General features: G+C 65.3%; 15 protein-coding genes and 1 pseudogene. 8 read left to right on the top strand and 8 right to left on the bottom strand.

Features of this window, described 5'->3' with window-relative positions:
- Positions 1 to 317 precede the first annotated feature (317 nt).
- Together BST17_RS25525 and BST17_RS25530 are read left to right on the top strand one after the other, a co-directional pair.
- Complete coding sequence (locus BST17_RS25525) at positions 318 to 1,496, top strand: nitrate ABC transporter substrate-binding protein (protein WP_083061709.1); 1,179 nt, start codon at positions 318 to 320, stop codon at positions 1,494 to 1,496.
- A 32-nt stretch (positions 1,497 to 1,528) separates the two neighbouring features.
- Positions 1,529 to 2,497 (top strand): isopenicillin N synthase family dioxygenase, encoded by a 969-nt coding sequence (locus BST17_RS25530; RefSeq protein ID WP_083061710.1) that lies wholly within the window; start codon positions 1,529 to 1,531, stop codon positions 2,495 to 2,497.
- 20 nt (positions 2,498 to 2,517) lie between these two features.
- On the opposite strand, the gene BST17_RS25535 is transcribed toward BST17_RS25530, so the two are convergent.
- The 4 genes from BST17_RS25535 to BST17_RS25550 form a co-directional block, all read right to left on the bottom strand.
- Positions 2,518 to 3,165 (bottom strand): TetR/AcrR family transcriptional regulator, encoded by a 648-nt coding sequence (locus BST17_RS25535; RefSeq protein WP_165762348.1) that lies wholly within the window; start codon positions 3,163 to 3,165, stop codon positions 2,518 to 2,520.
- A complete protein-coding gene (locus tag BST17_RS25540) occupies positions 3,122 to 4,390 on the bottom strand; it encodes an oxygenase MpaB family protein (RefSeq protein ID WP_083061711.1) in 1,269 nt (422 codons plus the stop codon). Before BST17_RS25540 ends, BST17_RS25535 begins: the two co-directional genes overlap by 44 nt.
- A 106-nt stretch (positions 4,391 to 4,496) precedes the next feature.
- On the bottom strand, positions 4,497 to 5,483 hold the full coding sequence (locus BST17_RS25545; RefSeq protein WP_083061712.1) for an NAD(P)H-quinone oxidoreductase: 987 nt from the start codon (positions 5,481 to 5,483) through the stop codon (positions 4,497 to 4,499).
- Between the two features lies 1 nt (position 5,484).
- Positions 5,485 to 6,030 (bottom strand): hypothetical protein, encoded by a 546-nt coding sequence (locus BST17_RS25550; protein WP_083061713.1) that lies wholly within the window; start codon positions 6,028 to 6,030, stop codon positions 5,485 to 5,487.
- 158 nt (positions 6,031 to 6,188) lie between these two features.
- Here BST17_RS25550 and BST17_RS25555 point away from each other — a divergent pair, with 158 nt between their 5' ends.
- A complete protein-coding gene (locus tag BST17_RS25555) occupies positions 6,189 to 7,076 on the top strand; it encodes an oxygenase MpaB family protein (RefSeq protein WP_207573718.1) in 888 nt (295 codons plus the stop codon).
- Between the two features lie 92 nt (positions 7,077 to 7,168).
- Positions 7,169 to 8,515 (top strand): annotated as a pseudogene (locus tag BST17_RS25560) (amino acid permease); the annotation flags it as partial.
- 56 nt (positions 8,516 to 8,571) lie between these two features.
- Here the strand turns inward: BST17_RS25560 and BST17_RS25565 are convergent.
- Positions 8,572 to 9,138 carry a dihydrofolate reductase family protein gene (locus BST17_RS25565; RefSeq protein ID WP_083061747.1) on the bottom strand — a complete coding sequence of 189 codons (567 nt, stop codon included), beginning with the start codon at positions 9,136 to 9,138 and terminating at the stop codon, positions 8,572 to 8,574.
- A gap of 125 nt (positions 9,139 to 9,263) precedes the next feature.
- On the opposite strand from BST17_RS25565, the gene BST17_RS25570 reads away from it, so the two are divergent.
- Positions 9,264 to 9,380: a DUF2256 domain-containing protein gene (locus BST17_RS25570; protein ID WP_234807829.1), complete on the top strand. Its 117-nt coding sequence runs from the start codon at positions 9,264 to 9,266 to the stop codon at positions 9,378 to 9,380.
- Here BST17_RS25570 and BST17_RS25575 read toward each other — a convergent pair.
- A complete protein-coding gene (locus BST17_RS25575) occupies positions 9,377 to 10,306 on the bottom strand; it encodes an NAD(P)/FAD-dependent oxidoreductase (RefSeq protein ID WP_083061715.1) in 930 nt (309 codons plus the stop codon). The genes BST17_RS25570 and BST17_RS25575 overlap by 4 nt on opposite strands.
- 96 nt (positions 10,307 to 10,402) lie before the next feature.
- Here BST17_RS25575 and BST17_RS25580 point away from each other — a divergent pair, with 96 nt between their 5' ends.
- From BST17_RS25580 to BST17_RS29095, 3 genes are all read left to right on the top strand, one after another.
- Positions 10,403 to 10,642 carry a hypothetical protein gene (locus BST17_RS25580; protein WP_083061716.1) on the top strand — a complete coding sequence of 80 codons (240 nt, stop codon included), beginning with the start codon at positions 10,403 to 10,405 and terminating at the stop codon, positions 10,640 to 10,642.
- 332 nt (positions 10,643 to 10,974) lie between these two features.
- Positions 10,975 to 11,583, top strand: a complete 609-nt coding sequence (locus BST17_RS29090) for a hypothetical protein (RefSeq protein ID WP_133053597.1) — start codon at positions 10,975 to 10,977, stop codon at positions 11,581 to 11,583.
- Entirely contained in the window at positions 11,580 to 12,341 is a 762-nt protein-coding gene (locus BST17_RS29095; protein WP_133053598.1) for a hypothetical protein, read from the top strand. Before BST17_RS29090 ends, BST17_RS29095 begins: the two co-directional genes overlap by 4 nt.
- Here BST17_RS29095 and BST17_RS29930 read toward each other — a convergent pair.
- Complete coding sequence (locus tag BST17_RS29930) at positions 12,338 to 12,520, bottom strand: hypothetical protein (protein ID WP_308214669.1); 183 nt, start codon at positions 12,518 to 12,520, stop codon at positions 12,338 to 12,340. The two genes, BST17_RS29095 and BST17_RS29930, sit on opposite strands and share 4 nt — an antisense overlap.
- 303 nt (positions 12,521 to 12,823) lie before the next feature.
- Positions 12,824 to 13,705 carry a hypothetical protein gene (locus tag BST17_RS25605; protein WP_083061721.1) on the bottom strand — a complete coding sequence of 294 codons (882 nt, stop codon included), beginning with the start codon at positions 13,703 to 13,705 and terminating at the stop codon, positions 12,824 to 12,826.
- Positions 13,706 to 13,964 lie beyond the last annotated feature (259 nt).

The raw sequence follows: 13,964 nt of genomic DNA on the forward strand, positions 1-13,964 counted from the left end.
GGGGGGGGGGGGCGGGGGGGGGGGGGGGCTGGGCGGGGGCCGTATCCACTGGAGACTCCTGGGGCTGGCGGATCGTGAAGTTACATGCAACGTGACGTCTATCCGGTCCAACCCAGACTCGATTACATGTATTACCTCCGTGTTTCCGAAGGTAAATCGCAGGTAAGACTTCGCGGTGAAATCCCAGTTGGGCCGACGTACATAGTGCATGCGGGCCGAGTTTTACACCGCTGCAACAGAAACCGTGATTACATGCATTGTCGGCACCCAGCGGTGCGCTCGCCGATACTCCCCCACCAAGGTTACCGAGGACTTCCATGAATCGATCAGCCCTGTCCCGTGCGGCTGCCCTCACCGCCGTCACCTCCGTCGTGCTCACCGCATGCTCCTCGGCGCAGACACCCTCCGCCGAGGAGACCGGCCCGCGATCGGTCGCGCTGGAGCCGGCCCCGGAGGTCCAACAACTGGCCGATGTCTGTCCGGCCGATGTCGGCGTCCAGTTGCAGTGGCAGCCGCAGTCCGACCAGGGCGCGCTGTTCGCCATGCTGGGGCCCGGCTATCAGGTGGACACCAACGACAAGTCCGTCACCGGGCCGCTGGTGGCCGGCGGTCGGGACACCGGTGTCGATCTGACCCTCAAGGCCGGTGGCCCCGCCATCGGGTTCCAGTCCGTGCCCTCCCAGCTCTACCTCGACGACGCGCTGATGCTGGGCATCGTGCACGGTGACATGCTGGTGGCTGCCGCGGCCGATCAGCCCGTCACCGGGGTCACGCCGCTGCTGAAGTACAGCCCCGCCATCCTGATGTGGGATCCGGCGACGCATCCGGATTTCACGACCGTCGCCGATATCGGCAAGACCGATGCCACCGTCGTCACCTCCGAGGGCCAGATCTACCCCTCCTGGCTGGTCGCCAAGGGCATGCTCAAGCAATCCCAGATCGATCCCAGCTACGACGGTTCACCCGCCCGGTTCGTCGGGGATCCCTCGATCGTCCAGCAGGGTTTCGCCAACTCCGAGCCCTACGTCTACGAGCACGACACCCCGGAGTGGGGCAAGCCGGTCGGCTGGGGACTGGTCAAGGATGTCGGCTACGACATCTACGCCTCCAACATGACGGTGCGGTCGGATCGGGTCGACGAGCTGGCACCGTGCCTGGAGAAACTGGTACCGATCATCCAGCAGGCCGGCGTGGACTACGCCGCCGCCCCGGAAGCGGTCAACGCGACCATCGTCGACATCATCGGCCAGGACCCCACCTACTCGCCCTACACCCAGGGTGAGGCCGACTACGGAGCCCAGATCCTGGTGGAGACCGGTCTGCTGGCCGCCGAGGCAGACGGCTCGTTCGGTGTCTACGACCCGGCACGCACCGCAGCCAATGTCGACGACCTGCGCGCTGTGCTGGCCACCACCGGCAACACCGTTCCGACCGACACGACCGTGGAGGACCTCTTCACCAACCGGTTCACCGATTCGTCGATCGCGATGAACTGACCGACCGCCGACAAAAAAGGACACAGCCGAACATGGTCGAGATGACCGAATTGCAGCGAGAGCGCGCGATGGGCGCGTTGGGCACCGAGAGCGATCGCGAGGTGCGCCGTATCTCGTTGACCGACCTGGCGACCCGCCGCGACGAGATTGCCGATGAGATATGGAGCGCGGCAACCGATATCGGATTCTTCCAAGTGGTCGATCACGGGATCGACCTGGACCGGGTACGGGCAGCCTTCGACATGGCAGAGCGGTTCTTCGCGCTGCCCCCGCAGGTGAAATCCCGTTGGCCCAAGCGCTACAACTCGGGGTGGGAGCAGCTGACCCAGATACGGCCGTCGGTGGGTGTCCCCGACCAGAAGGAGTCCTACCAGGTCACCCTGTCCAACATGGATGGCCTCTGGCCCGATGATGAGGAGCTGCCCGGATTCGCCTCCACGATGCTCGATTTCGAGCACCGCTGCTGGGCGCTCGCTATGCAGTTGCTGTCGCTGTTCGCCGACAAGCTGGGGTTCGAGCGCGATTTCTTCACCCGTGCCCACAACCCCTCGTCGAGCACCTACCAGAGCACCCTGCGGCTGCTGCACTATTTCCCGCTGCCTGCGGAGGCCGATCTGACCGGTGTCTGGCGCGCCGGCGCCCATACCGACTTCGACTGCCTGACGCTGTTGTTCCAGCGGCAGGGGCAGGGCGGACTGCAGGTCTGCCCGGGCAAGGAGCGGGACACTCAGGAATGGACGTCGGTGCACCCGTCCGATGAAGCGATCACCTGCAACATCGGCGACATGCTGATGCGCTGGAGCGACGACCTGTTGCCCTCGAATTTCCACCGGGTGCGCAGCCCCGGGCCGACCGATCACCGTGGTGCCCGTTACAGCATCGCCTTCTTCGCCCAGGCCAACAGCGAGGTGACCGTCGCCGGGCCGCAGGGCAAGTATCCGCCGATCAGCGCCAAAGATTATCTACAGCAACGCATCAACGCGAACTTCGTCAAGAAGTGACCGGCGTCGCTGCGTCCGGCTCAGCCTCGGGTGCGGGTGATGCCGGAGATGCAGACGCGCGCCGCGTTCTCGGCAGTCTCCTCGACCCCGGCGTTCGCCCGCTCGCCGTCACGCCAGGTGATGGTCGAGTTACACATCCCGATGATGAGCAATGCCAGCGAAACCGGCGGCCCATCGAAGAAGACGCCCGCCTGCTGCCCATCGGCGATGACTTCCGCCACCCGATGAATGTAGGCCGAGATCCCGGCACGTAACGGCTCGGCCCGGTCGCTGTTCAATTTGTTCAACTCGTTGAACTGGACCTGAAACTGGCTGGGGGCAGCCGACACCACCCGCACGTGGTTGCGCACCAATGCGGCCAGCTTGACATCGGGCGGGTCATCGGCGGCGAATATCGGTTCGGCCGAGGAGTTCATCGCCTCCCCCGCCTCGGCGATCAGCTCGTAGAGGATGTCTTCCTTCGCGCGGAAATAGTGGTAGACCGCCTGTCGGCGGAAGCCGAGTTCGTCGGCAATCTGACCGAGGTTCGTCTCGCGGAACCCTTGACGGGCGAACAGCGCCGTCGCGGACTCGAGTATCTGTCGGCGGCGTGCCGCGTCTCTGGGCTCGACCACGCCGCCCAGGTTAGCGGGAAAGCGTTTCGACCGGACTGAAGCTCCCACGGCCACTGCCCAGGGTGCGGGCGTTCTCCGCCCGGCGCCACGCCCGGTGTCGCTCGTCGACCCACTCGGCGATCGCCGGGCTCTGCCGGCATGCGGTGTCGCGAAGGTAGTTCGGAACGACGCGCAGCAGTGGGGCGTACCGCCACCAGCCGACATCCGGGAACCCCGACTTGGTGTACGACGAGGGTGTGTAGAAGTAGGCATGCCCCAGTTGTGCCCGGTAGTTGATCTCGGCGGCGATCCGACGCAGTCCGGTGGCATCGGCCGGTGGCTTGTAGGTGTCCATGAACGAATGGCACAGCGCTCGGCTGTCGTCGTTGTCATCGGTGCGTTGCGCCAGGGCCAGTAGCCGCATCGCACGGAAGCCGTCGTCGATGGATTCCGGATACCACGCCGGCTCGACCCCAATCACATGGCCGATGTAGCGCTGCATGTGCATCAGTGCCACGATGTCGGCGTCGCTGGTTCGGTAGCCGAGTCGCTTGAGGTCCTGGCCGGCGATCATCGACCCCGCCATCAGGGTGCTGAACATGTTGAACTGGCTGATCGGCACACCGTAGCGGGAGCGATCCCATTCGCCGTGCCCCAGGACGCGCGACCGGATCATGCAGTGCAACAAGCGAACCCGTAGCGACGTCACGAATCCTGGATGTCCAGGCCGCATACCGCCGGGTTCGCTGGTGTCGGTCCAGTGCTTACACGTCTCCCAGAACCTGTTCAGCGCGGAGTTGCCGGTGTAGGCGCCGGTCAGAATCAGCGGCTTGGTGACCGACGGCGTGCGGTAGCCCGCGAAGGTGGCCATCCCGAAGTAGGGGTAGAGCTCCTTGCCATAGCGCCGGAACACCCGGGCACCCCGATCGAAGAGGTCCCAGTCCAGCCATTCCGGATCGGTGTTGATCTGGTGGAACAGTTCCACCAGCGAGGCAGACGGGTCGTCGACCGCGTCCATTCCCTGTTCCAGCGCCGTCGTGAATTCCGCGCGTGCCTGCCTGACCGATCCCCGGGACCGGGCGTCGGCGTACCAGGCGTCGCCCAGCCGGTCGCCGTGGTCCAGGCCGCGGCCCATCGCCTCGGCCAGCGTGTCGTCGATGGTGACGTCGACGCCGGAGAGCTCGCCGAGGCGCGCCGTCAGCGCCCGGGCGAAAGGCTTGTCCGTGATGTCGAAGTAGACGAACTCCGTCGGGAAGCGCTGCTCGGTGGTCGTGACACGGTCCGTCGATGCCGCTGCCATGGTGTCTCCAATCTCGGGCCTGCCACGACGATAGCTCCTTGCTTGCGCGCAAGCAAGGAGCTATCGACACCATCGCCTCGGCGATCGGGCGCTGATCTTCGCCGGCCTAGGTCCGGCCGTTGTCCAGGATCACCTTGCCCACCGTGCGCTTGGACTCGAGAAGTTCGTGCGCGCGGGCCGCCTCGTCCATCGGCACGACGGTGTCCACGACCGCCCGCACCGCACCGCTTTCGAACAGCGGCAGCACCTCCTGGCTGACGCCGGCGATGATGGCGGCCTTCTGGTCGAGCGGACGCGCCCGCAGCATGGTGGCGGTGACGCTGGCGCGCTTGGACATCAACGCTGCCAGATCGAGCATCGCCGGGGCCGTCGATCCTCCGATGGTCACCAGATGACCGTCCGGGGCCAGGCATTCGATGTTGCGGGCCAGATAGTCCGCGCCGACGACGTCGAGGATCGCGTCGACACCGCGGCCGTCGGTGGCCGCCAGCGTGACGGTGACGAAATCCTCGGTGCGGTAGTTGATCCCGGTTTGTGCGCCGAGGTCGAGGCCGGCCCGCACCTTGGCGTCGGTGCCGGCGGTGGTGATCACCCGGGCACCGATCGCGGTGGCCCATTGGATTGCAAAACTGCCGATGCCACCACCGGCACCGTGGATCAACACCGCCTGGCCGGCGGTCAGTCCGGCGATCATGGCCAGGTTGGAGTACACGGTGGCGGCGACCTCGGGCACGGCCGCGGCCTCGATGGCGCTGAGCCCCTTCGGGATCGGCATCACCTGGGTGGCCGGGACCGCGACCTCGTCGGCGTAGCCGCCGCCGTCGAGGAGTGCGCACACCTGGTCTCCGGGTGACCACCCGGAGACCTCGGCACCGACGGCGGTGATGGTGCCCGCGCATTCCAGTCCGAGGGGCCGCGGAGCCCACGCCGGCACGGGGTAGTGCCCACGGCGCTGCATCAGGTCGGCATTGTTGACCCCGGCGGCCGCGATGCCGATCACCACCTCGTGTGGCCGCGGCCGGATCGGATCGACCGGCCGCCACCGTAGGACCTCCGGCGGGCCGGGGGCATCGAACAGGATTGCCGACCCCATCTCAGCTGCGCCCGAATGCGCGGCGGGCAATGCTGTTCGCATAGCGCGGGGTCTCGACCCGACAGTGCGCACCCGAGGCCTCCTGACGCGCGGCCGCCGCCTCCTCGAAGGTCTGCCCCTGTGCGGCAATGAATTTCAGGAAGTCCTCGGTGGGATGCGAGGTCACGGTGTTGGTGTAGCGGCAACGGTCGCCGTCGAGCTGTTCCATGTTCAGTTCCCAAATGACCTGGGTGGTGGTCCATCCGGCCGGGGTGAGGATGTCGGACAGCGACACCATCTTGCAGTAGTGCGGTTCGGCGACCTCGTAACGGTACTGCTGCACCACCAGACCGGTGCCGATCATCTCGACGTTGATCGACATCGGGGTGCCGTCATCGTCCACCGTGTACCCGGCGGCCTTGTGGTCACCCGGCGCACACCGCTGGTACTCGTGCGTCGGGAGGGTCTTGAGCCACTCGGCGATGTCGACCCGTGCGAACGGCGCCTCGACATCGGCGGTGACGATGGCGTGGGAAAGGATCAGATCCTCGCGGACTGCGATGCTCATGGTGCGCTCCTGCCTGTTGCGGTGACACCTCCAGCCTGTCCGCGCGGGTTCGCCGCAACAATGCCGCTGTCGTGACCCACGCAGGTAGCGCTAGCACCCAGCGCCGCCGGTTTTGCACACCTCGTCGTCACCCGGCGTCGCCACGTACCGTCGTAGTCATGGTGCTGGCACGGGAGCTGGGTTCGGTCAGGGACGGTCTGGGCCGCGCGCTGTTCGGGTTGGTGGCCGGGCCGGAGGGGCCGGACAACCGCGCCCGGATCCACGGCACACCCGGGCCCCGGTGGTTCGGCGAGGATCGGCCGATCCGGCGCGTCCACGCCGACGCATCGATGTTCGTCGGCGGGTTGCGGGCGCTGCTGCTGCAGTCGCTGCACCCGCTGGCGATGGCCGGGGTCGCCGAGCATTCCGACTACCGGGGCGATCCATGGGGTCGACTGCAGCGCACCAGCACCTTTCTGGCGGTCACGACGTTCGGGGCGGCGCCCGACGCGCAACGCGCCGTCGACAAGGTGCGTGGCATCCATCGCCGGGTGCACGGGGTGGCGCCGGACGGCCGACCCTACGATGCGTCCGATCCGCACCTGTTGGAATGGGTGCACATCGCCGAGATCGACAGTTTCCTGCTGGCGCACCAGCTCTACGGCGCCCGGCCGCTGGATCAGGCCGGCCGGGACGGCTACGTCGCCGACACCGCCCGTGTCGCCGAGGCACTGGGCGTACCGCACCCGCCGCGCACCGAGCGCGAACTGCGCGATCGCATCGAGGCGTACCGGCCGGAACTGCGCAGCACCGCGGCCGCCCGCGATGCTGCCCGCTTCCTGCTACTGACACCGCCGCTGCCGCTGCCGGCCCGCGCTCCCTATGCGGCGCTGGCCGCCACGTCGGTGGCCATGCTGCCGAGCTGGGCACGGAAACCGTTGTGGTTGCCGTACTTCCCACCCCTGGAAGCGACGGTGGTGCGAGTGTCGGGCCGGGTACTGGTCGGTGGCATCCGCTGGGTCATGACAGCGGGCCGCGAGGACCTGGATCACGCGACGCCGGCCTGACGGCCCGCCGGCCTGATCGCCGGGAGTGAGTGCGATCACAGCTGGGTACTCCACTCCGATCGATTTTCACCCGGACGGCGTCGGAGGTTTTCATGAGCGAGGCACCCACCCTCAAAAGGTCGCTCAGCCAGCGGCAACTGACCATGATCGCGATCGGCGGCGTGATCGGCGCCGGGCTGTTCGTCGGGTCCGGCGTGGTCATCGGCGATACCGGACCTGGCGCGTTCTTGACCTACGGTTTGGCCGGCGTGCTGATCATCATGGTGATGCGGATGCTGGCCGAGATGGCGGTCGCAAACCCGTCCACTGGATCCTTCGCCGACTACTCCCGCAATGCCCTCGGCCACTGGGCGGGGTTCTCCGTGGGCTGGTTGTACTGGTACTTCTGGGTGATCGTCGTGGGCTTCGAGGCCATCGCCGGAGCCAAGATCATCCAATACTGGATGGATGTACCGCTGTGGTTGTCGGCGCTGATCTTCATGGTGCTGATGACGGCCACCAACCTGTTCTCCGTCGCCTCCTACGGCGAATTCGAGTTCTGGTTCGCCGGCATCAAGGTGGCCGCGATCATCGGATTCATCGCGCTCGGTTCGGCTTTCATCTTCGGACTGTGGCCGGACAAGTCCGCGGACTTCTCGAACCTGACCAGTCACGGGGGATTCATGCCGCTGGGCTTCGGGGTGATCACCGTCGGCATCGTCACCGTCATCTTCTCGATGGTCGGCGCGGAGATCGCCACCATCGCCGCGGCCGAGTCCGCCGACCCGGAACGGGCCGTCGCCAAGGCGGCGAACTCGGTGATCCTGCGCATCCTGGTGTTCTACGTCGGCGCCGTCCTCGTGCTCGTGCTGATCGTGCCGTGGAACGACGAGAGCGTGGCCGCGTCACCGTTCGTCGCGGCGTTCACCGAGATGGGCATCCCGTACGCCGACCACGTCATGAACGCCATCGTGCTGACCGCGGTGCTGAGTTGCCTGAACTCCGGGCTTTACACCGCCTCCCGGATGCTGTTCGTGCTGGCCCAGCGTCGGGAGGCGCCGCCGGCACTGGTGAAGGTGACCCGCCGCGGCGTGCCGGCCAACGCGATCCTGGCCTCATCGGTGATCGGCTTTCTCTGCGTCATTGCCGCGGCGGTCTCCCCCGACACCATCTTCGCCTTCCTGCTCAACTCCAGCGGCGCGATCATCCTGTTCGTCTACCTGCTGATCTCGATCTCACAGATCGTGCTGCGCTACCGGACCCCGGATTCGGAGCTGCGGGTCAAGATGTGGCTGTTCCCCGTGCTGTCGGTGCTCACCGCACTGGGCATCGTCGCGATCCTGGTGCAGATGTTCATCGATACCGCGCTGCGCTCGCAGCTGGTGTTGAGCCTGCTGTCCTGGGCGGTGGTGATCCTGCTCTATCTGGCCAACAAGTGGTTCGTGAAACGGCATCCCGCCGAACCCGATCCGGAGGTGACGGCCCCGGCCGGCGAACAGTCGCTGCGGTGACGCGTTCAGTCGCGTGTCGTCTCGTAGCGGAGCAGGACCGTGCCGCCGGGAAAGGTGCGATTTTCCAGTAGCCGCAGCGAGACCCACGACGGCAGCGTCGGGAAGAACGGGGTTCCCCCACCGACCAGCGTGGGTGCGATGACAATTCGGAACTCATCGACCAGGCCGGCCTGCACGATCGGGGCGGCCAGCGTCGCACCCGCCACCTCCATCTGCCCGTCGGTATCGGCCTTGAGCTTGGTCACCACCTCGACCGGATCGCCACGCTCCAGCCGGGAGTTCCACTCCACGGACTCCAGGGTGCGGGAGAACACGACCTTGGGCATCGCGCACCACACCCGCGCGAAGTCGACGATCAGCGGGGTGGCGTCCGGCGCCTCCTCGGCGGTCGGCCAGTAGGCCGACATCAGTTCGTAGAGCCGCCGGCCGTAGATCGACACGGCGGTCTCGCGCTCGAAGTCGTTCCAGTACTGGTGCAGTTCATCGCTGGGATCGGACCAGTCGATGTTGCCCTGCGCATCCGCGATGTAGCCGTCCGCCGAGACGTTGAAGCCGTAGATCAGTTTTCCCATGACCATCAGACTGCCCGGGCGGGCGAAACTCATTGCGGATCCCGCGGCTCGACACGACGCGCGGTGGGTATACCTCTGCCACGATTGTCGGCGAGGAGAACGAGGCGTTGGGCAAGAACACCGAGGTGAAAATCTGCGCGACCTGCGGTCGGCCGTTCCACAACCGCAAGAAGTGGTCGTCGCGCGGCCAATGGGAGCAGATCCGCTACTGTTCCCGCCGCTGCCGGGGCGCCGCCTCCTAGCTCAGGGCGGCCGCCAGCGCGGCGCCCAGCCGGTTGCCCGATAGCCATGCCGACTCAACGCGCGGCGCACCCGACGGGCACCAGGCATCCCCGCAGATCCCCAAGCGTCGCCCCGCGGCGGTCGACAGTCCGAACTCGGCACCACCGTGCGTGCCTGCGGGTTTCGCGAACGTCCATCGGTGCGCGTGTGTCCACAAGGGTCCGGCGTCGATGTTCAGAAGGCGTTGGAGCGCGGTGAGCACCGGGGTGACGGCGTCCTCGGGCCGGTCCAGGTGTTCGCGCGCCCGTGTCGCCGTGGTGTGCACCACCAGTACTGGCGCACCGTCACCGCGGCGAGCGCCGTCGTCGGCGATGAAGGCGATGTCCGGGTCGTCGTTGACGAAGGCGGCGTCGGCGAACGGCCAGGTGCGCTGCGGCCAGCCGGCCGCGACGGCGATCACCGGTTCGTAGTCCACCCACTCGCAGGCGTGGGGTGCCAGCCGCGCGGCCTGCGGGTCGGGCATCGCCAGCACCGTGGCGTCATGGGTGAGGGTGTCCAGGGAGTCGACTGCAGACTCGAGTTGGACGCCGTCGGGAAGCAGGTCGCGGACCAGGGACCGCAGCCCGCCCGGCGTCGCGAAGCGGAGCGGGCCCGCGGTGACGTCCTGCCCATCCGGGGAGATGACGTTGAAGGTGTCGGTCCACGGGCGGGCGAGCCCGCGCGTGACCCAGTCCTCGGCGATGGACACGAACTCCGGATCCTTGGCGGTGAAGTAGGCGGCGCCCATGTCGACGCGGCGTCCGTGCAGCGTCGGTGAGGCCATCCGGCCACCCGGGGCGCGGCCGCGCTCGAAGATGTCGACGACGATGTCGCGCTGCCGCAACGCGCGGGCGCACGCCACCCCGGACAGACCCGCCCCGATGACCGCTACCCGTGGTGATGCCATGTCGCGAGAGTAGCCGGGCGGGCGGATACCTCCACCAAACGAACAGATTCAGCAAACGCTATGCGGACTTGTCGAGGTCGTCTAACGTTCCCGACCGTGAACAAACTGACGTTGGCGATAATTTTGATCGGTGCCGGTCTCGCGGTGGCGCCTGTAGCCCAGGCCGAGGAGTGCGACTCCAACTACTCCGGCGCGTGCGTGCCGGTCGACAGCGACGTCGACTGCGCCGGCGGCAGCGGGAACGGTCCGTCATACGTCCAGGGACCGGTGACCGTCGTCGGCAACGACATCTACGACCTCGATCGCGACGGCAACGGGGTGGCCTGCGAGTCGTAGGCACCGGCTGCGGCGCTCGTGCCCCCAGTCGGACTCGAACCGACACTTGGCGGATTTTAAGTAGGGGCTTCCGGGTTTTCGGCAGGTCCCGCGACCTCCGAAAATAGTTCGCTGAATCGTACAAATTTGCTGCAAGTACATATTTCTCGCGTAACTAGATTGGGTTGCGGGCGGGCTCCGGTAGATCCCTGGTCGCCGGTATTTCACCGGTATTTCTGAGTTGGCTACGCGCGTAGCGACACGCCAATACAACGGTATCGCAAACGTCAATATTGTCGCATTATCGTTGTAACCTGGACTTTCACGTTTGACACGCGATCCAGGGGAACCGCATGACCGATGACGCCGCATCCGCCGGCAAGTTCGTACTCAAGATCACCGGGCCAGGAATGAGCTTCGAGCACGAGATCAATTCCTCGGCCATCCCCTCAGCGATCCAGTTAGCGCTTAATGGACAAAACGGCACGCCCGCGCCAACACCGCCGCCACCTCCCGGTTGGCAGGCCACGGACGACACCGTCGACTTAGACACGCCCGCCAAACCCGCGAGCGTGTCGGGTGGGCCAAAAAAAGCGGCCAAGAAGTCCGGGTCCAAGAAGCTCAACTTCTCACCGACAAAGGACATCAACTTTGCGCCACCAGGCGAAACTGCGTGGAAAGACTTTGCAGCGCAGAAGAACCCAGGCCCACTTCAAGAGAAAGCACTTGTGGCGGTCTACTACATGCAGAATACACTGAAGCGCAAGATATCTACGGGCGACGTCATCGCGGCGTTCAATGTTATCGGATGGAAGAACCCGGCTAATCCTGCGAACAAGCTTCAGGTCGCCGGGACGCTGGGATGGCTCGACACCAGCGACATGACCGACATCAAGACCGTGTGGGCTGGCCAAAACTACGTCGAGCACGACCTGCCTAAAGCAGCCAAACCCAAGAAATGATCGATCGGGCAAAGGCTCTAGCTTCGCTTCCACAAGGGCTCCAAGACGAACTATTCGACGAGTACGACGATATCGTTCGCAATTACCGCGAAGGTCGCTGGAAAGCAAGCGGTCTCGATGGCGGCAGATTCAGCGAAGTTGCCTATAATGTGCTGCTGGGCATCACGACAGGCACGTTTCCGGCGAATGCAAATAAGCCTTCCAACTTCAAGGCCAAGTGCGACGCATTCGCGACCGACAACCAGAAGTACCCACCAGCCAATTCGCCCCATTCCGCGCGAGTGCTAATTCCACGAATCTTGGCTGTACTCTACGACGTCCGCAACAATCGCAATGTCGGTCACATCGGCGGCGATGTCCCCTCCAACCACATGGACGCGGAGCTCGTTCTCCACTGCTCGCAGTGGGTCATGGCTGAGTTCGTCCGAATCTTCCATGGACTCAGCGTCGTCAACGCAACAGCAACCGTCGCCGCACTTGTCGAACGAACTGTCCCAACAATTTGGGAGGTAGGTAACAAGAAGCGCGTACTCAAGACCGACCTACCGCTGGCCGACAAGACGTTGCTGCTTCTCTACTCGACGACCGGGCCGGTCCAGGACAAGGTCCTGGCCGACTGGCTGGAGCAGCCGAGACTGGACAACTACAAGCGAGTTCTCCGCGCTCTTCACAAAGCAAAGTGGGTCGAGTACTCCACCGACGGATCGGTCACGCTCTCGCCAACCGGCACTGGCGAGGTCGAGGACCGCCTGCTTTAATTCGCCTGCTGCCGAGGCAGATTGACAACATTGTTCGGCAACTCATCGGTCGGCTTCGCCGGGACGGTCGGCTCGGGCAGCGTGTTGAGCGCGCCACCGTCCTCCTCGGGGATGTAGTCACCGTAGGTGTCCAGGGTCAGGGTAAAAGTGCTGCGCCCGAGCCACTTCGATACCTGCATAAAGTGCTCACCCGCCGAGAGCTGGAGCACCGCGACGCATGCCGGAGGTCATGCAGCCGTACGCCCTTGGTGGCCGGCGCATCTTTCGTCGCGGGTCGGCTCGCAGGTAGACCGACCGCCTCCAACGCGGGTCGGAAGATCGTGTCGAGCGGCCCGACCCTTGGGCCGAACCGGGCAACCGTGCAGCTGCCGTGCAGGGGTGCCGTACGGCGGTCCCTAGACCTCAACCGGGGCGGGTCTTCTTCGCCCTCGGCCATTGGGCACCTTCAGACGCCCGCCCCGGTTTGAGTCACCAAGGTCGTTCTACGGGCAGCTTTCGATGCCAGCCGAACCGTTCAGCTCCAGCGCAATGCCGAGAATCGCGTCGGACTCGGCTGGCGTGAACCGCATGCCAATGAGTGCGTCCTTCGCGTCAGCGATCGCCTTGTTGCTCGCTCCGTTTGCGCTGCCGAATGTCGAGCACGTTCGGTCCCACGCCACGCTGACCAACTCGTAATCCAGATAGCCGAAGCCTTGGTCTCTGAGCCCCGAGAGAATCGGCCGCTCGGCCGCTTCCGGGACTGCCGTGAGGAACTCGTCAACAGTCCGAGCGTTCGCGGCTCGCTGCTTTGGGGTTGCCGTGGCCGTAGCCGTGGGTCTGGACGTCGTGGTGGTCGGTATCGCAGGTGCCGCGGTTGGAGTTTGCGTATCGAGCCGCGACGCGAGGTCCGAGTCACCGCAACGACGCTCAGCCTTTCGTCCGGCAATAATCTGCGAAACAGGCTTTCCGAGTTCAGCAGCAAACTCGGGATCAGGCGGCACCGCCCATTTGCCGTCCTCATACGCCATATCGAACTGGACTAGAAAACCGAGGGCTTTGAGGCGCACGACGGCTCTGTTTGAACCCTCCATACGAACACCGGAAACGGTCACCGGCATCATCTGGATCGAACTTTGGCAGGTTTCGCTAAGCACCACATAATCGTTTTGACTAATGCCGTCGCGGATCTGCTCGGTAAACATCAGCCAAACACCCGCGTAGTCACCCGCCTGTCGACGGTCCGACCACTCCTGGGCCACCGCAGTCGCGGCTTCGAGCGTCTGCGGGTCGCCAGACTCCCAAGGCAGCGACAAATCCGATAGTTCGTCGCAACCCGACACCGGAACGATGAGCACCGCCAAGAGGGCAGTGGCGAAAATGCGCATACGGCGAAGGCTAACTACAAAGCCCAAGATCAGGGCGCATTTTTCGACGTAGCCGCTCCCGAAGTAGCCAGTTAGCTGGGGACGTCTCCCCTCGCCAGGCGATCGGTATCCCACCGGTAATTCCGTCGGTACCTAGCCGACCTAGCTACCCGAAACAGCCCTCTAGCAAGCCTTTGAGCGTGCCCCCAGTCGGACTCGAACCGACACTTGGCGGATTTTAAGCGGGAAACGCCAGCTTTCCAGCGGTAGCTGCACTGGG

This window comes from Mycolicibacterium bacteremicum, assembly GCF_002086115.1.
Lineage (GTDB): Bacteria > Actinomycetota > Actinomycetes > Mycobacteriales > Mycobacteriaceae > Mycobacterium > Mycobacterium bacteremicum.